The organism is Polynucleobacter sp. HIN11 (genome assembly GCF_030297675.1).
Lineage (GTDB): Bacteria > Pseudomonadota > Gammaproteobacteria > Burkholderiales > Burkholderiaceae > Polynucleobacter.
Map to the genome: position 1 here is coordinate 824355 of NZ_AP028142.1, position 17405 is coordinate 841759.

At 48.6% G+C, this 17405-nt stretch carries 18 protein-coding genes; 12 read left to right on the plus strand and 6 right to left on the minus strand.

Annotated elements, in window-relative coordinates; translation table 11 throughout:
• Positions 1 to 57 precede the first annotated feature (57 nt).
• Together QUE60_RS04375 and QUE60_RS04380 are read left to right on the plus strand one after the other, a co-directional pair.
• On the plus strand, positions 58 to 1131 hold the full coding sequence (locus tag QUE60_RS04375; protein WP_286227400.1) for a TauD/TfdA family dioxygenase: 1074 nt from the start codon (positions 58 to 60) through the stop codon (positions 1129 to 1131).
• Between the two features lie 110 nt (positions 1132 to 1241).
• Positions 1242 to 2237, plus strand: coding sequence for a Bug family tripartite tricarboxylate transporter substrate binding protein (locus QUE60_RS04380; RefSeq protein WP_286226104.1), 996 nt, complete (start codon positions 1242 to 1244; stop codon positions 2235 to 2237).
• Between the two features lie 44 nt (positions 2238 to 2281).
• Here the strand turns inward: QUE60_RS04380 and QUE60_RS04385 are convergent, their stop codons facing one another.
• The 4 genes from QUE60_RS04385 to QUE60_RS04400 are packed head-to-tail and all read right to left on the minus strand — an operon-like array spanning position 2282 to position 6427.
• The gene (locus QUE60_RS04385) at positions 2282 to 3127 is read right to left on the minus strand and encodes a M48 family metallopeptidase (RefSeq protein WP_286226105.1); all 846 of its coding nucleotides are present in this window, start codon (positions 3125 to 3127) and stop codon (positions 2282 to 2284) included.
• 40 nt (positions 3128 to 3167) lie between these two features.
• Complete coding sequence (locus tag QUE60_RS04390) at positions 3168 to 4808, minus strand: thiamine pyrophosphate-binding protein (RefSeq protein WP_286227401.1); 1641 nt, start codon at positions 4806 to 4808, stop codon at positions 3168 to 3170.
• A 40-nt stretch (positions 4809 to 4848) separates the two neighbouring features.
• Positions 4849 to 5478: a hypothetical protein gene (locus QUE60_RS04395; RefSeq protein WP_286227402.1), complete on the minus strand. Its 630-nt coding sequence runs from the start codon at positions 5476 to 5478 to the stop codon at positions 4849 to 4851.
• Between the two features lie 34 nt (positions 5479 to 5512).
• Complete coding sequence (locus tag QUE60_RS04400) at positions 5513 to 6427, minus strand: LysR family transcriptional regulator (protein WP_286227403.1); 915 nt, start codon at positions 6425 to 6427, stop codon at positions 5513 to 5515.
• Positions 6428 to 6555: 128 nt separating this feature from the next.
• On the opposite strand from QUE60_RS04400, the gene gcl reads away from it, so the two are divergent.
• Genes gcl through QUE60_RS04420 form a run of 4 tightly spaced genes read left to right on the plus strand, consistent with a single transcriptional unit; the run spans position 6556 to position 10705 of the window.
• On the plus strand, positions 6556 to 8346 hold the full coding sequence (gene gcl / locus QUE60_RS04405; RefSeq protein ID WP_286224663.1) for a glyoxylate carboligase: 1791 nt from the start codon (positions 6556 to 6558) through the stop codon (positions 8344 to 8346).
• 31 nt (positions 8347 to 8377) lie between these two features.
• On the plus strand, positions 8378 to 9154 hold the full coding sequence (gene hyi, locus QUE60_RS04410; RefSeq protein WP_286224664.1) for a hydroxypyruvate isomerase: 777 nt from the start codon (positions 8378 to 8380) through the stop codon (positions 9152 to 9154).
• 33 nt (positions 9155 to 9187) lie between these two features.
• On the plus strand, positions 9188 to 10093 hold the full coding sequence (gene glxR / locus QUE60_RS04415) for a 2-hydroxy-3-oxopropionate reductase (RefSeq protein WP_286226169.1): 906 nt from the start codon (positions 9188 to 9190) through the stop codon (positions 10091 to 10093).
• Between the two features lie 6 nt (positions 10094 to 10099).
• Positions 10100 to 10705 carry a YqiA/YcfP family alpha/beta fold hydrolase gene (locus QUE60_RS04420; protein WP_286227404.1) on the plus strand — a complete coding sequence of 202 codons (606 nt, stop codon included), beginning with the start codon at positions 10100 to 10102 and terminating at the stop codon, positions 10703 to 10705.
• Here QUE60_RS04420 and QUE60_RS04425 read toward each other — a convergent pair.
• Positions 10702 to 11562: a LysR family transcriptional regulator gene (locus QUE60_RS04425; protein ID WP_286224666.1), complete on the minus strand. Its 861-nt coding sequence runs from the start codon at positions 11560 to 11562 to the stop codon at positions 10702 to 10704. The two genes, QUE60_RS04420 and QUE60_RS04425, sit on opposite strands and share 4 nt — an antisense overlap.
• 82 nt (positions 11563 to 11644) lie before the next feature.
• On the opposite strand from QUE60_RS04425, the gene QUE60_RS04430 reads away from it, so the two are divergent.
• From QUE60_RS04430 to QUE60_RS04455, 6 genes are read left to right on the plus strand one after another with little or no spacing between them, the layout of a single operon-like run.
• Positions 11645 to 12376 (plus strand): succinate dehydrogenase/fumarate reductase iron-sulfur subunit, encoded by a 732-nt coding sequence (locus QUE60_RS04430; RefSeq protein WP_108508394.1) that lies wholly within the window; start codon positions 11645 to 11647, stop codon positions 12374 to 12376.
• Positions 12361 to 12726, plus strand: a complete 366-nt coding sequence (locus QUE60_RS04435; protein WP_286224668.1) for a succinate dehydrogenase — start codon at positions 12361 to 12363, stop codon at positions 12724 to 12726. Before QUE60_RS04430 ends, QUE60_RS04435 begins: the two co-directional genes overlap by 16 nt.
• Positions 12723 to 13085 (plus strand): succinate dehydrogenase, cytochrome b556 subunit, encoded by a 363-nt coding sequence (sdhC, locus tag QUE60_RS04440; protein ID WP_286224669.1) that lies wholly within the window; start codon positions 12723 to 12725, stop codon positions 13083 to 13085. The genes QUE60_RS04435 and sdhC overlap by 4 nt, the downstream gene beginning before the upstream one ends.
• Before the next feature lie 12 nt (positions 13086 to 13097).
• Positions 13098 to 13973, plus strand: coding sequence for a fumarate hydratase (locus QUE60_RS04445; protein ID WP_286227405.1), 876 nt, complete (start codon positions 13098 to 13100; stop codon positions 13971 to 13973).
• An 8-nt stretch (positions 13974 to 13981) separates the two neighbouring features.
• Positions 13982 to 14590 (plus strand): fumarate hydratase C-terminal domain-containing protein, encoded by a 609-nt coding sequence (locus tag QUE60_RS04450; protein WP_286224671.1) that lies wholly within the window; start codon positions 13982 to 13984, stop codon positions 14588 to 14590.
• 17 nt (positions 14591 to 14607) lie between these two features.
• Positions 14608 to 16329, plus strand: coding sequence for an L-aspartate oxidase (locus QUE60_RS04455; protein ID WP_286227406.1), 1722 nt, complete (start codon positions 14608 to 14610; stop codon positions 16327 to 16329).
• Between the two features lie 47 nt (positions 16330 to 16376).
• On the opposite strand, the gene QUE60_RS04460 is transcribed toward QUE60_RS04455, so the two are convergent.
• On the minus strand, positions 16377 to 17357 hold the full coding sequence (locus QUE60_RS04460) for a Bug family tripartite tricarboxylate transporter substrate binding protein (RefSeq protein ID WP_286224673.1): 981 nt from the start codon (positions 17355 to 17357) through the stop codon (positions 16377 to 16379).
• Positions 17358 to 17405 lie beyond the last annotated feature (48 nt).

Below are 17405 nucleotides of genomic sequence, written 5' to 3' on the forward strand. Positions count from 1 at the left end.
CTAATTTCAGTTCATAAGGAAGTGATTACCAAGCAAAGATCCGAACGGGGGCGTACGATGAGAACAAGTCAAGCAGTTAATGCCGTGGGTAGTATCCCCAAATCGATTGATGGACCGTGCGCATGGCGAGGCGCCGACCTTGCTCAAAAATCGGATTGGATCGTGCACTGGACTCCCGAACAAGTCGCCGAACTCGAGCGCGCTGCGGAGCACTTTGCTAGCACCGGACTTGCTCTTGAGAACATCACACCCGCGAGTTTTCCTCTTCACAATCTAGAGCCATTTATTCAGGGGCAGCTGCAAGAGCTCTTGCATGGCCGTGGCTTTGTGATGCTACGAGGGTTGCCAATTGCAAACTGGTCGATTGAGAAAGCCGCCACCATTTACATGGGGATCGGTCGTCACATGGGGAGTTTGCGCAGCTCCAATGGCAAAGGACATCTCTTGGGTCATGTGCGCGATCAAGGCGCCAAAGTGGAGGCGGGTGCGCGTTTTTACCAAACCAACAAGAAGCTGGACTACCACACTGACTCCGCGGACATTGTGGGCCTCTTGTGTCTACAAAAGGCAAAGCAGGGTGGTGAGTCCTTCATCGCCAGCTCAATGGCTGTTTACAACGAACTTGTGAGGCGCCGCCCCGATCTCATTCCTGCGATGTTTACTCCGTATCCCACCGATCGCCGTGGCGAAGTTCCCGAAGGACGTGACCCTTGGTTTGAGATCCCCATCTTTAACTGGTATCACGGTGAACTATCGTGCGTTTATCTACGCCATTACATTGAAGAGGCGCAACGACGCTTTCCCAATGCGCCACGCCTCACCAAAGAACAAGTGGAGGTCATGGACTTGATCGATGCAATCTTGCAAGAGCCCGGATTTGCTCTGCAGATGGCATTTGAACCTGGCGATATTCAGCTTTTGCATAATCATCAAATTCTGCATTCCAGAAATGATTTTGAGAACTGGCCTGAACCTGAGCGTCATCGTCATTTGCTAAGACTCTGGATTGCCCCGCCATCTGGACGACCTTTGCCCGATTACTTTGCATCTCGTTGGGGCAATACGACCCCTGGGGATCGGGGCGGCATTATTGTGCCGGGCACCAAACTCTCAGTGGAATTGAGTATTTAGCCCCTAAAAGAGTAAAAACCTAGTTTTAACCCTGATTGGTTTCCCAAAAATCGACTTGTAGTATGGGTTGTTGTGCCTATAAAAACATCCCATTGTGGAGGAGACCTACTATGTTGAAGTCTAGTAAACGCCTAATCGGCAAATCGATTCTTGCGGGATTAGTTGCAAGTGCGCTTGGTATCAGCCCAGCAATCGCGCAAAACTATCCCAATAAACCCATTACCTTAATTGCCCCATACGCAGCTGGGGGTGATAGTGATTTCTCAGGCCGCAATTTAGCCGCTGTTGCAAGCAAATTGATTGGGCAGCCCATCGTGGTACAGAACGTGGTTGGTGCCTCTGGCACAATCGGCTCACAAAAGGTGAGCGCTGCGCCACCCGATGGATATACCTTATTGGTGTCGCGCGGTGGTTCGCAAGCCATTGTGCCAGCTCTCGATAGTAAGGCGCCTTATAAGTGGAATGATTTCACAATGATTTCCTTGTTGGATTTCAATCCAGTGGTGTGTGTGGTCAAAAATGACGCACCCTATAAGACCATGAAAGATTTAATTGATGCGATCCGCGCTAATCCCGGTAAGCTCAATTACGCAACTGCTGGCCCTGGAACAACACAACATTTAGCAGTGGAAGTCATGCTCAGTCAGCTTGGATTGCCATCTACTGCTGCCATGATGATCCCGTATAAAGGAGGCGGCGAGGCAACTACCGCATTATTAGGTGGTCAAGTGCAATTCATCTGCAACAATCTCACCACTATGGTTGGTCAAATTAAGGGCGGTGCCATGCGCGCACTGGTTACATCAACCCCTAATCGCCTAAAGGACTTCCCAGATGTGCCAACTGCCAAAGAAATGGGCATCGGCAACCTAGAGCAAGTCATGGGATGGAGTGGTTTGTATGGGCCCCCAGGATTACCTGCTGAGGTTGTGAACAAATGGCAAGCTGTTTTGAAGGAAGTCGCCAAAGACCCAGCTTGGTTACGTGGAAACGATACCGTTGGTGCAATCCCAGCGATTCGGTCACCCCAAGATACCGAGAAATTTGCCCGAGAGCAATTTGAGCTCTATAGCAAACTTGGAACACAACTGAACCTTAAGAAATAAACAAAATATCTTAAAAACTACGGCCCCAAAATCTGGGGCCGTTTTTATTTGGTCACATTCTCTCGCTTTGCCGCCTCGTATAAGGGCATGACCTTCGGTATCAATGCAGAAAGCTCTTTAATACGATTCTCATTGGAGGGGTGGGTCGATAAAAACTCAGGTGGGTTCTTGCCCTGACTTTCTTTACTCATCTTTTGCCACAGCGTTATCGCAGCGCGAGGATCATAGCCACCACGCGCCGCAAGCTCTAAGCCAATCGCATCAGCTTCGCGCTCATTCTGGCGAGAGTTAGGAAGTACCATCACGTATTGCATGATTTGATTGGCTGCATCAATCGATTGTGCCGAGCCCGCCCCAGCAGCAGCAAGCGCAACATTACTAATAATGTTTTGGGCTAATGCCTGGGAAACTTGCTCCCGTCCATGTTCTCGTACGGCATGAGCAATCTCATGACCCATGATGGCTGCAATTTCATCATCATTGAGGTTAAGTTTATTAATGATCCCGGTATAAAAAGTAATCCGACCACCAGGTGCACAGGTGGCATTCACAATAGGGGAATCAATCAACTGTAGACCCCAGTTCCAATTGCGGGTATCGTCCCGAAATACCGCGGTCTGTGGAATCAGTCGATTGGCGATGGTCTTGAGGCGCTCATATTCTGGGCCACTGGTAATGAGGATTTTTTTCTTCTGCGCCGCCTTCGCCTGCTGCTCAAAACTAATCGCCGACATCCGATCAATTTGCGCTGCGGAGATCATCATGAACTGCGAGCGTTGCACGCCTACAACCCCAGGACGGCTAGTATTGGCGCACGCCACCAAGAGGCAGCTTGCTACCAAAATACCAACAACTGCTTGAATAAAACGCGGGCGATACATCAGGTGCATGGTCGTTAAACGCCTGATACGTAACAGCGGATGACCCTAACTAACTGCGCTTGAGATTGGGGGCAGGTAAGCCCTCGATCAAGATGTTCAAGATCGCTGGTAAGCCTTTGGCCTGTAAGCGCTGCGCAGCAGGTAAGACATCAACCGCATCAGTCACTAACTCTCCAGCACCACCAAACGCCTCTGCAACCTGATCATAGCGGGAAGGTAAAAGCTCACATCCCTTCGCCCTTTCTTGACCATATTCCCGTATCTGAATCTGATACTCGGCATTCCAGCAGGCATCATTGCCCACGACCCCAATGAATGGCAGTTGATAGCGAACGGCAGTATCGAGCTCGGACGAATGAAAGCCAAAGGTGCCATCTCCCATCACAGCAACAACTGGCACGCCTGGCTTAGTGTACGCAGCTGCAGTCGCAAAGGGCAGTGCTGCACCTATCGAACCAGCAACACCATTAATCACTCGGTTGGGTGCATGCAGGCAAGCCTGTGCCCATTGGCCAATTTCACCACCATCTGCTACCAGTACTGAATCTGGATGGGAGTCGAGGATGGCTTGTAAGGCAAGCATTGCTCTGCCTGGGTGCGCATGCTTGGGTGTCTTAGATGTAGCGGTTGACCAAGTATTGGGGCGATAAGCGATTGCCTCCTTGACCCATGGCAACCAACTAGTATCTTGAGATTTAGCTTGATCACTCTTAGCAGTTTGCAATAAGGTCTCAATAGATGGAAGTAAATCAGCTTGTACTGCCAACTCCAACCGCGAGCCGAGTGCATTCTGAGAGCGCTGCAGTTCAGCCGCCTCTGAGTCAATTTGCATAAAGCGCGCATCGGCTTTGAAAGTTGGTGAGTTACCAAACTTGAGCGTGAAGTCCAGTCGTTTCTCAAGCAATAAGACACAATCACTTTGTGCTAGCACCTCAGCAAAGGCGCCTAAACTGGGATCGCCTACGCCACGAGGACTTTCTGTGGCAATCACTGGCACGCCAAGCGCTTCGCTTAATTGGTGAAGTTCCTTAGCGTATTGGTAGCAACCACGCGGACCCACTAAAACCACCGGCTTTTGCGCAGCACGTAACTGCTTTACGATCAACTGTGCATTCTCCGAACTTAAGGGAGGGTTTGATGCAAGTTTGGGCGCACTAGGACTCGGTGTTGCAGATGCAGCTGTTAATGGATTCTCAAGCGCATCGGATGGCAGGCTTAAATGAACGGGGCCTGGTCGACCCGATTGAGCAATTGCACAGGCTAACTCAAAATCGGCTGCTAAATATTGGGGGCCCGCACAGGTCCACGATGCTTTGCATAAAGGCGCGGCAATATCAGCTTGGGACATTTCTTGGAAGGCGCCTTTGCCTAATTGATTTAGAGGAGCATGTCCAGATAAAAGCACGACAGGAGCTTCGGCCATCGCGGCTGTGTATAGGGCAGATACAGCATTGGCATGGCCTGGCCCACCTGTGACCATTGCAATGCCCACTTTGCCACTCAAGCGAGCATATGCATCGGCCATATGAACGGTTGCCGCTTCATGACGCGTATGAATTAATTTAATCGGGTGATCAATCACCGCATCAAAAATGGGCATGATGTGATTACCAGAAAGGGTAAATATTGAATTCACACCCTGTGCCTTAAAGGCATCCACCAATGAATGCGCACCAAGCCGTTCTGCCATGATTGCTCCTTAATAATTGCTTTATTTTAATTAGACGTTCTTATTTTTTCTGGGTAGCAGCAGTAGGAGCCGTAAAGGATGCAGCCATTGCATCGTATAAAACAATCTTGACCTCGTCGTTGACGGCAATATCCTTAAGTAGGGCCGCATTCTTGATGCGGTAGGTATCGGGCTTACCTTTGGGACCCTTAACCGAGATGGTCATCTTCTGGCGATCAATACCAATCACGGTGGCAATAATCGTGGTGGTATTAGAAATGACTGAAGCGGGCTTGCTGCCAAGTGGAGCAGAGGTTTGGCTGGTGGTTTGTACTTCGCTGCGAATACCCTGGTTGTTGACCTTAGCCAATTCAATTACAACTGCTAACTCATGCGTGACGGTAAGACGATCACCCACTTTAATTTGGGGGAAGTTCTTGATCTCAGGCCCTGCAACAAAATTGGTCACTGTGCCGTCTTTATCTTTTAGGGTAACTGTGCGCGTTTTGCTATCGACCTTTGTTACTACTGCATCGACTAATTGATAGACCTCATCAATCCCAGCAGCCGCGATCGGAGCCTTATTGGGGTCAACCATTGCCGGCTTGTTTTGGGCAAAGACAGTAGAAGAGAGGCCAATGCCTATAGCGAGGATTGCAAGATTTTTTGAGATGTATAACGATGAGTTCATGATTTTGAGCAATAGTTGATTGAATACCAAATGATTATGACCCGATTTCTCTGGCCCACCAGTTTCCCTTAAATTGACCTGCGAGCCAATCGATTAATTTACTAACTTTACTCGTTAGCAGTCGTGGTGAGCTATAGACCGCATGGATCTCTTGAGCGGGCATGGTCCAATCTTCTAACAAGGGCTTAAGGTGTCGGCTTTGAACGGAGGTATAGGCTATATACCAGGGAAGGGCCGCAATTCCGAGATGTTGCCTGGTTGCAGATAGAAGTGCTGAGAGATTATTGGAGTAGAGGGGTCCTTGCACCTGAATGGATTTATTGGAGCCGTCACGACCAGTAAATTGCCAACGATGGTCTCCTTGAACGGAGCTGTAGATCAGTGCGGTATGACGACTTAAATCACTGGGTATGGAGGGCGTGCCAGCTTGCAAGAGGTATTCAGGGGTAGCGACTAGGACCCAGGGATTGAGACCCAAAAAGCGTGCACCCAAACTAGAATCGGATAGACGCCCCATCCGAATCGCTAGATCAACACCTTCCTCAACCAAATTAATGTAGCGGTCATCTAAGTTGAGGCTTACCTGTAACTGTGGATGATCCCTCATGAACTCTAGGACCAGCGGAGTCAGTACACGACGACCGAAGGCGACCGAGCTACTGATATTGAGTTTGCCTTGTACTTCGGTTTGTAAGAGGCCGGCTAGATTCTCGGCATCCTCAACTTCATGAATAATTGTTTTGCACTTCTCATAATAGATCTTGCCGATTTCGGTGGGCGTTACCCCGCGGGTACTGCGATGGAGCAGAAGGGATCCCAGGCGCTTTTCAAGGGCGGCGACATGCTTGGTGGCGGTGGGTTGAGTTATTCCCAAACTGCTCGCCGCTTTGCTAAATGATCCCGTTTCGACCACTCGTATGAATAAGGAAATGCCTTGAATTCGATCCATAAATTATTGATTTAAATGAATTAAAACTAATATATTCCAAAATAGAATAGATGATATTAAGGTATCACACTTCTCAGAATACCTCAATTTAAGGATGATTCATTCATCTTATTCAAAAGGAGGCAACAATGGCACTCATGAAAGCCGCAATGGCAGCTGTTTTGGTAATGGAAAAAGAGGGCATCACCACCGCGTTTGGCGTTCCTGGTGCCGCGATTAATCCCCTGTACGCACAATTACGCGAGCGTCAATCCATCACCCATATTCTGGCACGTCACGTCGAGGGCGCATCTCACATGGCTGAGGGCTACACCCGTGCCAAGGCTGGCAATATCGGTGTTTGTATCGGTACCTCCGGCCCCGCTGGAACGGACATGATTACTGGCTTGTATTCAGCAAGCGCAGATTCAATTCCAATCCTTTGTATTACAGGCCAAGCACCACGTGCCCGTCTCTATAAAGAAGATTTCCAGGCGGTTGATATCGAGAGTATTGCCAAGCCAGTGACCAAAATGGCCGTAACCGTGCGTGAGCCTGGTTTGGTACCTCGCGTATTTCAGCAAGCCTTTCATGTAATGCGCTCAGGACGTCCTGGCCCTGTACTGATTGATTTGCCCATCGATGTGCAGTTAGCCGAGATCGAGTTTGATATCGATACCTACGAGCCATTGCCGGTTTACAAACCATTTGCCAATAAGAAGCAAATTGAGAAGGCCATGGAGATGTTGATGTCAGCCGAGAAGCCATTGATCGTGGCGGGCGGCGGAATCATTAATGCAGATGCCGCAGATCTTTTAGTGGAGTTTGCCGAGATTACTGGTGTTCCTGTGATCCCAACATTAATGGGTTGGGGTGCAATTCCAGATGATCATCCCTTGATGGCTGGCATGGTGGGTTTACAAACCTCGCATCGTTATGGCAATGCCACGATGTTGGCCAGCGACTTTGTATTAGGAATCGGTAATCGTTGGGCCAATCGCCATACTGGTTCGTTAGAGGTCTACACCAAAGGCCGTAAGTTTGTACACGTCGATATTGAACCAACTCAGATTGGTCGCGTATTTAATCCTGACTACGGCATTGTGTCTGATGCGAAGGCTGCCCTCGAACTCTTCGTTGAAGTAGCCAAAGAGTGGAAGGCGAAAGGCAAGCTCAAAAATTACAGCGATTGGGTCTCGCGTTGCCAAGAGCGTAAGCGCCTCATGTTACGCAAAACAAACTTTGATAATGTGCCCATCAAGCCTCAGCGTGTTTATCAAGAGATGAACCAAGCGTTTAAACGCGATACGGTTTATGTATCAACCATTGGTCTTTCACAAATCGCTGGCGGCCAGTTCTTGCATGTCTATGGCGCACGTCAATGGATTAATTGCGGTCAAGCAGGCCCCTTAGGTTGGACTGTGCCAGCTGCACTTGGTGTGTTGGCTGCTGACCCAACTCGCACCGTCGTTGGTCTTGCAGGTGATTATGACTTCCAGTTCTTGATTGAGGAATTGGCCGTTGGTGCTCAGTTTAAGTTGCCACTCGTCATGGTTCTCGTGAACAACAGCTACCTTGGCCTCATCCGTCAGGCGCAGCGTGGCTTCGATATGGATTACTGTGTACAGCTCGCGTTTGACAATATCAACGTACACGATGACAACCTGAAGGGCTATGGCGTTGATCACGGTAAGGTGGTTGAAGGCTTAGGTTGTAAAACCTTGCGCGTTACCCATCCAGGCAAGATTCAGGAGGCTTTGATTGAGGCCCAGAAGATGGCCAAAGAGTATCGAGTCCCCGTAGTTGTTGAAATCATTTTGGAGAAGGTCACCAATATCGCCATGGGTACCGAGATCAATAATGTCAACGAGTTTGAGGACATTGATTGCCGTCACCCAGCCGGTACTGAAGGTTTGGTAACGGCCGGTCTTTTAGAATAAATCTTTTTTAAACTCACATAGAGGAACTGGAATGCCAAAGTTTGCTGCAAATCTAACCATGTTGTTTAATGAAGTGCCCTTTATGGAGCGCTTTGATCGTGCAGCCGCTTGTGGTTTTCAGGCAGTCGAGTTCCTCTTTCCATATCCGTTTGCAGCGAGCGAGATTAAAGCAGCGTTAGATCGTAATCAACTCAAACTGGTGTTGCATAATTTGCCTGCTGGTAATTGGGAGGCGGGTGAACGTGGCATTGCGTGCCTGCCCGATCGAGTCGAGGAGTTTAAGTCTGGCGTTGCTAAGGCGATTGAATATGCCAAGGCTCTCGGGGTTGGTCAGCTCAATTGCTTGGCCGGCAAAGTTCCAGACGGCGTTGATCACAAGACCTTGCACGCAACATTTGTTAGTAATTTGCGGTACGCAGCGGCTGAACTGAAAAAACATCAGCTCAAATTGCTGATTGAACCTATCAATACATTTGATATCCCTGGTTTCTTCTTGTCTACCACCGCCCAAGGAATTGCAATCTTGGATGAGGTGGGTGCCGATAACGCTTTCTTGCAATACGACATCTATCATGCCCAACGCATGGAAGGGGAGTTAGCCAATTCCATGAAGAAGTACCTCAGTCGTATTGCGCATCTGCAGTTAGCAGACAACCCTGGTCGTAATGAGCCCGGGACTGGTGAAATTAACTACGCCTATTTGTTCAAGTTCATTGATCAATTGGGATATCAAGGTTGGATCGGCTGCGAATATAAGCCAGCCACCACCACGGAAGCCGGCTTGGGTTGGTTGAAGTCGATCTCCTAAAATCAATTTAGTTCGTTATTTTTCTTCAAAGGGATTGCTATGAGTGCAAAGAAATTGGGTTTTGTTGGATTAGGCATTATGGGTTCACCAATGGCTGGTCATTTGATTAAGGGTGGTCATTCGGTCTATTTAGCAACCCGTAGCCAAGTACCCGAGGAGCTCATCAAGGCCGGCGGGATTGCCTGTAAGACCCCTGCCGAAGTGGCTCAGCATGCCGACATCATCTTCACAATGGTTCCTGATACACCCGATGTTGAAAAAGTTCTGTTTGGGGAGAACGGTATCGCATCCGGAATTAGTAAAGGCAAGATTGTGGTGGATATGAGTTCCATCTCACCAATTGCGACCAAAGAGTTTGCTAAAAAGCTCAACGATCTTGGGTGTAACTATGTCGACGCCCCGGTATCGGGTGGTCAAGTAGGCGCACAAAACGCCACGCTCTCGATTATGGTTGGAGGAGACGAAGCGGTATTTAATCAAGTCAAGCCGCTCTTTGAGCTCATGGGTAAAAACATTAACCTAGTGGGTGGTAATGGAGCAGGGCAAACCGCAAAAGTGGCTAATCAAATCATTGTGGCTCTCAATATTGAGGCGGTTGGTGAGGCTCTCTTATTTGCTGCTAAAGCAGGTGCTGATCCAGCTAAGGTTCGTCAAGCCTTGATGGGCGGCTTTGCAAGCTCGAAAATTTTGGAAGTGCATGGTGAGCGCATGGTCAATCGCACCTTTAATCCAGGCTTTCGGATTGAGTTACATCAAAAGGATTTGAACTTGGCGCTTAGCAGTGCCAAAGCACTCGGCGTTTCATTACCCAATACGGCGACTGCCCAAGAGTTATTTAACTCCTGCGCAGCTCACGGTGGCAAGGCCTGGGACCATTCAGCCATGGTAAAGGCGCTCGAGACCTTAGCCAACTTTGAGATTGGACAAAAAGCAAACTAAGACACTATGCCCGATCATCCTGATCTGCTAATTGTCTATTTGCACGGATTTCGGTCCTCACCGAACTCCTCCAAAGCACAACTGACCAGGGATGCAATTGCATCCCTCGTTGAAAAAGGCAAATCCATTGACTGGTATTGCCCTCAATTGCCCCCATCACCCGCAGAGGCGATCGCGATGATCAAGGCAAAAATTGAAACAGTAAATCCCAAACGGATTGGTTTTATTGGCTCATCGCTTGGTGGCTTCTATGCAACTCATTTAGCCGAGCAATTCCCGAATGCGCGCGCTGTGTTGCTTAATCCAGCAGTACGAGCCGCTCGGGAATTGGCACCTTATGTTGGGCAACTGACTGCCTATGACAGTGATGAGCCTTTTGATTGGCGCGCCGAGTATGTGGAGCAGTTGCGTGCCCAGCAAGTCGAAGCGATCACCCATCCCGAGCGCTATTTACTGGTTGCGGCAACAGGCGATGAGTTACTCGACTGGCATGAGATGGTTGACTTTTACCCCAATGCGAACCATGTCGTAATTGAGGGGAGCGATCATGGCATCACAGAGTATCCTCTGTATTTAGATCGTGTAGTTCACTTTGCCAGTTATCTCGACTAAGAACTAGAATTAATCCCAGTTCTAAATTGTTCTTCAATCGCTTTGGTGATTTTGGTGCGGGCATGATTTTTTCGTTCAAGTAGGCCCACCCGACGATAAATCGTTTTACGGGGCGGATTTGCAATCACAATTCGTTTGTCTTTATCCCACTCAACATTGGCTAATTTTGGTACTACGGCATAGCCGAAGCCTTGGCGAACTAATTCAATAATGGCCTCAACCGAGTTAACCACCATGCTGTTGCGTATCTCTAAACCATTGACCCGAATAAAGCGATCGACTAGCTCCCCAGTCCAGGTTTTGGGTTCAAACCGAATGAAGGGGAGATTGGCAGGGTCCTTGCCTTTGGGGTATATCAAGATCATGGGCTCTTCATACAGCAAGGTCCAGCGAACACTTTTGGGTAATGCGTAAGGGGATTCAGTAACGATGGCTGCATCGAGCATGCCATCAATCACTTGTTGCAAAAAATCGCTCGATAGGCCGGTACTAATTTTTAATTCAAGGCCTGGATACTCATCTTTCAAATGATCCAATGTTTTACCAAACTGGCCCATCAGGCTTGAGACCAAGGCGCCCACTGTGAGCGAGCCAGAGAGACCTGTACGAAACTGACTTCCGAGGGATTCATAGCGGGAGAGAATATCTTGGATGGGCTCAATCAGAGCGCGGCCTTGATTATTGAGGATTAGTGAGCGTTTATTGCGATCAAATAGCGTCACACCCAATTCGGCCTCGAGCTGTGCAAGCTGTTGTCCTGCAGCAGCGGGGGTCAAGCCAATTTCACGGGCCGCAGCAGCCACGCTGTTGTGACGCGTGATGGCGATGAAATTTTTAAGTACCCGGATGCTGGTCATTGATTCAATAGTAAATAATTTTTTTATCTCAATTAAAATACTATTCGATTTATTTTTTATTGTCTATCCCTATAATGTTTACATGAATCCAAGCATCCTCAAAGTAAAAGTCTGGCGGGGCACCGATGACGGTGAGTTCGTAGAGTACGACGTGCCACGTGCCGCCAATCAAACAGTATTGGACGTAGTTACCTACATCCAACGCAAAATTGACCCAACTCTAAGCTATCGTTTTGCATGTCGTGTAGGAATGTGCGGCTCCTGTGCGATGACCGTCAACGGTAAAGCACGTTGGACCTGCCGTACTCATGTTGCCAAAATTGCAGATCAAAATACGCTTGAGATTGCGCCTCTCGATAATCTACCCATCATCAAAGACCTGGCCACCGATATGCGCGAGTTCTTTGACAAGATGAGTAAGGCGGTGGGTTACTTTAAAGGTGATAAAACCCGATTTGATGATTTTGCGCAAGTCAAACCAGATTCAGAGGAGCGTCAATTGGCGAATGCTGGTATTGAGTGCATTGGTTGTGGGGTTTGCTACGCCTCGTGTGAGGTGGTCTCCGCACGTGATAGTTATTTAGGTCCAGCCGCCCTCAATCGTGCCTGGACCCTAGTGAACGATGAACGCGATACCCAGCAACTGGATCGCTTGCGTGCGGTCGCTGGGGATGCAGGATGTCATTCATGCCATACGCAAGGTACCTGCTCAGAGCGCTGCCCTAAACAGATTGAGCCAACCGCTGGTATTGCAGGATTGAAAAAGATGGTTGGTCGTGCAGCAGTTAGGGGTAGCAAATGGGGCAAACTGTAATGACTAGCGGCGCGATTCTTCAAGCCAAACTTTGGTACTACCAACGGATCAGCGCCATGGTACTTACACTATGCGTTGCAATTCATCTGGTGATCATCTACTACGCAATACAGGATGGCCTGACTGCTGGAGAAATCTTGGCGCGTACGCGAGGTAATCTTGCCTTTGCTCTTTTCTATGAGATCTTTGTTCTGGCTTGCTTTGTTCATGCGCCCATTGGCTTAGCGAATATTCTGCGTGAGAACATCCAAAGCGCATTTCTGATTAGAGCGCTCCCAATATTGCTTGCGGCATTCATCCTGATCTTGGGAACGGCTGCTGTTATTGGCGTAGTGTGGGGTGCGCCATGAGCAAGGCGGGGCGTCGACTCGACTTTCGAACCAAGGCGCATTGGTCTTACTTTGCCTATTACCTGCATCGCGTCTCTGGACTCTTGCTAGCGTGCTTTTTGCCACTGCACTTTTTTTTCCTCTCGCGCTCCCTGTACGGAGAAGCGGAACTGGGACGGTATCTGCAGTTTACCGACCATCCCATGGTCAAGTTTGGTGAATGGGGACTGGTGACTTTGTTAGCCCTTCATCTAATTGGCGGCACCCGTTTATTGGTGATCGAGTTTGGAATCTGGAAAGGCCTTCGTAAGGCCTGGGTGCAGGTGACCTTAATTGGCTCCTTAATTAGTGGAGCCTTGTTTTTAATTCTTTCTCGCTAAGGCGAATCATTTATGGAACTGAACCTGCAACACGTTGAAGATGCATGCAAAGAGCTTTACATCCGGGCCCTGAAATTATTACCTGACGATATTAAAGAGGGAATTAACGATCTCAAACAGAAAGAGCGCGATGCTCGCGCGCAAGTAGTGCTGGGGACGATGGTCACGAATATTGCCGTGGCAGAACGTGAAGATAATCTGCTTTGTCAAGATACGGGATTGCCAATCTATAACGTTTGGATTGGTCGAGATGTTCAATTTGATGGAGTCCAGCTGAAGCAGGCGATTCGAAAGGGCTGTGAGCGGGCCACAACGGAATACCCCTTACGCTCATCCGTTGTGCACCCCATCACCCGAAAAAATAATCACACCTCCACTGGTATTGACATGCCAGCAATTCATATTGATTTTATGGATAAGCCCGGCGTGATTGAGATTGAAATGATTCCAAAGGGTAGTGGCTCGGAGAATAATTCCTTTCTGAAGATGGCGATTCCAGCAGAAGGAATCTTAGGAGTTAAAGCATTTGTCATTGAGAGCGTTGTCAACGCTGGCGGTAAGACCTGTCCACCGACCATTGTTGGTGTTGGGGTGGGCGGCACATCCGACCAATGCGTGGCACTTGCAAAGCGCGCTGCTACTCGGCCGCTTGGCACTATTTGCAGTGATGCGGAAGGCGCCAAGTTGGAGAAGGAGCTAAGTACCGCAGTCAATCAACTCGGAATTGGTCCCCAGGGACTTGGTGGTGATGGTACAGCGTTTGCAGTGCATGTGGAATTGGCGGCTACGCATATCACCATGAACCCTGTTGCAGTCAATATGCAATGCCACTCGGCGCGACGCGCGCGGGCATCGATTGGATCACACGGTATTGAATACGGCTTTTAAGGAAGATCATGGCGCACTACAACCTAGCAACACCAGTCAGTGAGGGTGATATCCGCAAGTTGAGGATTAATGACACCGTTACCTTACAACAGACCTTATTTGGTATCCGCGATGCAACGCAAATTCATTTATTTGATCGGGGACGAAAAACTAAATTTGATCTTCAGGGGCATGCTGTGATTCATACAGCACCCAATGTTCGTAAAGTGCCTATTAGTTCTGAGTTCCCAGCGGGTTATGAGCCGATTTGCATTGGCACAACCACATCGGATCGAATGGAGCGGTTTACAGAACCTCTCATGCGGGAATACGGGGTTCGCATGATTGTGGGTAAAGGTGGCTTACGGGAATCATCCGCAAAAGCGTTTGAGCAGTTCGGTGGCGTCTATCTTGCCATTATTGGTGGTACTGCGGCTCTTGAGACTACCTGGATTGACCAAATTGAGGACGTGGATCTCGATGACCTAAACCCTGAATCACTCTGGAAGTTCAAAATTAATCAATTTGGTCCTTTGTTAGTGGCGATGGACAGCCACGGGGGCAGCATCTATCAAGAGGTGAAATCCGATGTTGCAAGTAACAAAGAAGCGGTACTTAAAAGCTTAGGCATTGTCTAAAGAAAGAGAAGGTTGGTATGCCATCGATTGAAACCATTCAAACTGATATCTTGGTCCTAGGCTCCGGCGGGGCAGGTCTCTTTGCAGCTTTGCATGCGCATCAAGCCAACCCAAATTTGCATATTACGATTGCAGTAAAAGGTCTTTTGGGCAAATGCGGTTGCACTCGTATGGTTCAAGGCGGCTATAACGTTGCGCTGGCCGAGGGTGATTCGGTTGAACGCCACTTTATGGACACCATCGAGGGTGGCAAATGGCTATCTGATCAAGAGCTCGCTTGGACCTTGGTGACTAAATCGGTTGAACGAATTCATGAGCTCGAGAATGAATTGGGCTGTTTCTTTGATCGCAACCCTGATGGCACGATTCATCAAAAAGCATTTGCTGGACAAACCTTCGATCGTACGGTTCATAAGGGCGATCTCACTGGAATTGAAATCATTAATCGCTTAGCAGAGCAAGTTTGGGCTCGTGGAATTCATCGCTTAGAGGAACATCGTGCGATCGAATTAATTAAAAGCACCGACGGTAAAGCAATTGCTGGAGTATTAATGCTCAATATGCGCACTGGTCAATTTGTGATGGTGCGTGCAAAGGCAGTCTTATTGGGAACCGGTGGCGGCCCCACGATGTATAAATACCATACCCCATCGGGTGATAAAAGCTGTGATGGATTGGCCATGGCCCTTCGAGCAGGATTGACGCTGCGCGATATGGAAATGGTGCAGTTTCATCCAACTGGAATGTTGGCTGGCCCCAATACGCGTATGACCGGAACGGTTTTGGAGGAGGGTTTACGAGGAGCGGGTGGTTACCTACTAAACGGTAATCAAGAGCGCTTTATGGGTAACTACGATCCACGCAATGAGCGCGCCACACGTGATATTGTCTCGCGCTCGATTTACTCCGAAATGCGCGCTGGGCGGGTTAGCCCAAATGGTGGGGTTTATATTCAGATGCATCATCTGGGGCCCGACAATGTTCGTAAATTGTTCAAAGGAATGGTCGAGCGTTGTGCCGACTCGGGATTTGATTTGGCAGGAGGATTGGTTGAAGTTGTTCCCACCGCCCATTACATGATGGGTGGAGTGGTGTTCCACGCGGACACTAGTACGGATCTGCCTGGCCTATTTGCTGCTGGTGAAGATACCGGTGGCGTTCATGGTGCGAACCGATTGGGCGGTAATGGTGTTGCAAACTCCACAGTATTTGGTGGGATTGCCGGCGATACGATGGCGCGCTATGTATCCGATCGAGAGTTCTTGGAATTTGATCCCGTAATGATCGAACAAAGTATTGCGATACATCGCAAACCACTAACACAAGCCCAAGGGGATATTGAGTTCATTCGCGATGAGTTGGCTGATTGCATGTGGGATCAGGTGGGTATCTTACGTAATCGCAAGGATTTAGAAGCGGCCCGGGAACGCTTAGATCGCTTAGATCAAATGTTGCAAACCATGGGTGTGGGTGATACCAACCCTGCATTTAATCTTACATGGCAGGATTGGATGAATTTACGTAATCTATTGCTAGTTAGCAAAACAGTTGTAGGGGCTGCCATCGCTCGCGAGAACTCTCGGGGGGCGCATTATCGTGAGGACTACCCTGAAGAAGGCGACCTGGAAACTTCCTACTATACGGCTGTGCAAATGGTTGGCGATCAATTAACGATCGATAAAAAACCAGTGATATTTAGCATGGTCAAACCAGGTGAAACCATTTTGGTGGAGGCATAAAAAAAGCCCAGATCAACTGGGCTTAAGAGATATGAAGGGTTTTATTGTTATTGACTTAAATTGCGAGCCTTCACAATCTTTTCCCAGTTTGCACCTTCTTTTTTAATCTGAGCTGCAAATTCTTGTGGTGTATTAAGAACCGGGGTTAAGCCAGCACCTTCAACGCGTGCCTTAAACTCAGGGTTCTTAAAGGCTTCTAGAGTTGATCGATAAATTTTGTCGACAATCGCATTGGGTGTGCCAGAAGGAACCACTAAACCAAACCAACCCGTGTTTTCAAAACCAGGAATTGTTTCTGCAATGGTAGGTACGTCTGGTAATTGTGGAACGCGTTTCGCACTGGTAACGCCCAGAGGACGAATCTGCCCCGATTTTGCAAAGCCAGTCGCAGCAGTTAAGTTACCCACCATAAAATCAATTTGACCAGCAACCAAGTCGTTTAATGCTGCAGATTCACCCTTGTAAGGAACGTGGGTGGCATTGATGCCAGCAGCATAGGTAAAGTTTTCACCCGCCATATGCACTTGGCTACCAATACCTGCAGAACCAAAGTTGAGGTTCTTGGTTTTAGCCAATGCAATTAATTCCTTAACGTTCTTCGCAGGTACCTTTGGGTTCACCGATAGAAGCATTGGGCCGCTTGCGACATTGGTTACAACCTTGAAATCCTTGTCGTAATCGATTGGCAACTTCTTATAAAGGTAGGGATTTACGGTCAACATACTGCCTGAAGCCAGCATGATGGTGTATCCATCGGCAGGGGACTTAGCTACTAAATCCGCAGCGATATTGCCTCCCGCACCGCCTTTGTTCTCCACAATCACGTTTTGTTTCCACTCGGTGCTTAATTGCTGGGCCAACAAACGACCCAAAATATCGGTGGTACCACCAGCAGCAAAGGGAATCACAAGCTTTACAGGCTTATCAGGCCAGCTTTGCGCCTGAATCGAAGGGCTTGTGAACGCGATCGAACTGGCCGCCACAAGACCCAAGGCAAACTTCATACGACTAAGTACGGTTTTATACATACTGATCTCCTTGGTTATCTATCTTCTGATCCATTTAATCACATATTC

Excerpts from the sequence above, each read along its gene's own strand:
- QUE60_RS04375 (WP_286227400.1), top strand. The coding sequence starts at position 58 with ATGAGAACAAGTCAAGCAGTTAATGCCGTGGGTAGTATCCCCAAATCG.
- QUE60_RS04380 (WP_286226104.1), top strand. The coding sequence starts at position 1,242 with ATGTTGAAGTCTAGTAAACGCCTAATCGGCAAATCGATTCTTGCGGGA.
- QUE60_RS04385 (WP_286226105.1), bottom strand. The coding sequence starts at position 3,127 with ATGCACCTGATGTATCGCCCGCGTTTTATTCAAGCAGTTGTTGGTATT.
- QUE60_RS04390 (WP_286227401.1), bottom strand. The coding sequence starts at position 4,808 with ATGGCAGAACGGCTTGGTGCGCATTCATTGGTGGATGCCTTTAAGGCA.
- QUE60_RS04395 (WP_286227402.1), bottom strand. The coding sequence starts at position 5,478 with ATGAACTCATCGTTATACATCTCAAAAAATCTTGCAATCCTCGCTATA.
- QUE60_RS04400 (WP_286227403.1), bottom strand. The coding sequence starts at position 6,427 with ATGGATCGAATTCAAGGCATTTCCTTATTCATACGAGTGGTCGAAACG.
- gcl (WP_286224663.1), top strand. The coding sequence starts at position 6,556 with ATGGCACTCATGAAAGCCGCAATGGCAGCTGTTTTGGTAATGGAAAAA.
- hyi (WP_286224664.1), top strand. The coding sequence starts at position 8,378 with ATGCCAAAGTTTGCTGCAAATCTAACCATGTTGTTTAATGAAGTGCCC.
- QUE60_RS04420 (WP_286227404.1), top strand. The coding sequence starts at position 10,100 with ATGCCCGATCATCCTGATCTGCTAATTGTCTATTTGCACGGATTTCGG.
- QUE60_RS04425 (WP_286224666.1), bottom strand. The coding sequence starts at position 11,562 with ATGACCAGCATCCGGGTACTTAAAAATTTCATCGCCATCACGCGTCAC.
- QUE60_RS04430 (WP_108508394.1), top strand. The coding sequence starts at position 11,645 with ATGAATCCAAGCATCCTCAAAGTAAAAGTCTGGCGGGGCACCGATGAC.
- QUE60_RS04435 (WP_286224668.1), top strand. The coding sequence starts at position 12,361 with ATGGGGCAAACTGTAATGACTAGCGGCGCGATTCTTCAAGCCAAACTT.
- sdhC (WP_286224669.1), top strand. The coding sequence starts at position 12,723 with ATGAGCAAGGCGGGGCGTCGACTCGACTTTCGAACCAAGGCGCATTGG.
- QUE60_RS04445 (WP_286227405.1), top strand. The coding sequence starts at position 13,098 with ATGGAACTGAACCTGCAACACGTTGAAGATGCATGCAAAGAGCTTTAC.
- QUE60_RS04450 (WP_286224671.1), top strand. The coding sequence starts at position 13,982 with ATGGCGCACTACAACCTAGCAACACCAGTCAGTGAGGGTGATATCCGC.
- QUE60_RS04455 (WP_286227406.1), top strand. The coding sequence starts at position 14,608 with ATGCCATCGATTGAAACCATTCAAACTGATATCTTGGTCCTAGGCTCC.
- QUE60_RS04460 (WP_286224673.1), bottom strand. The coding sequence starts at position 17,357 with ATGTATAAAACCGTACTTAGTCGTATGAAGTTTGCCTTGGGTCTTGTG.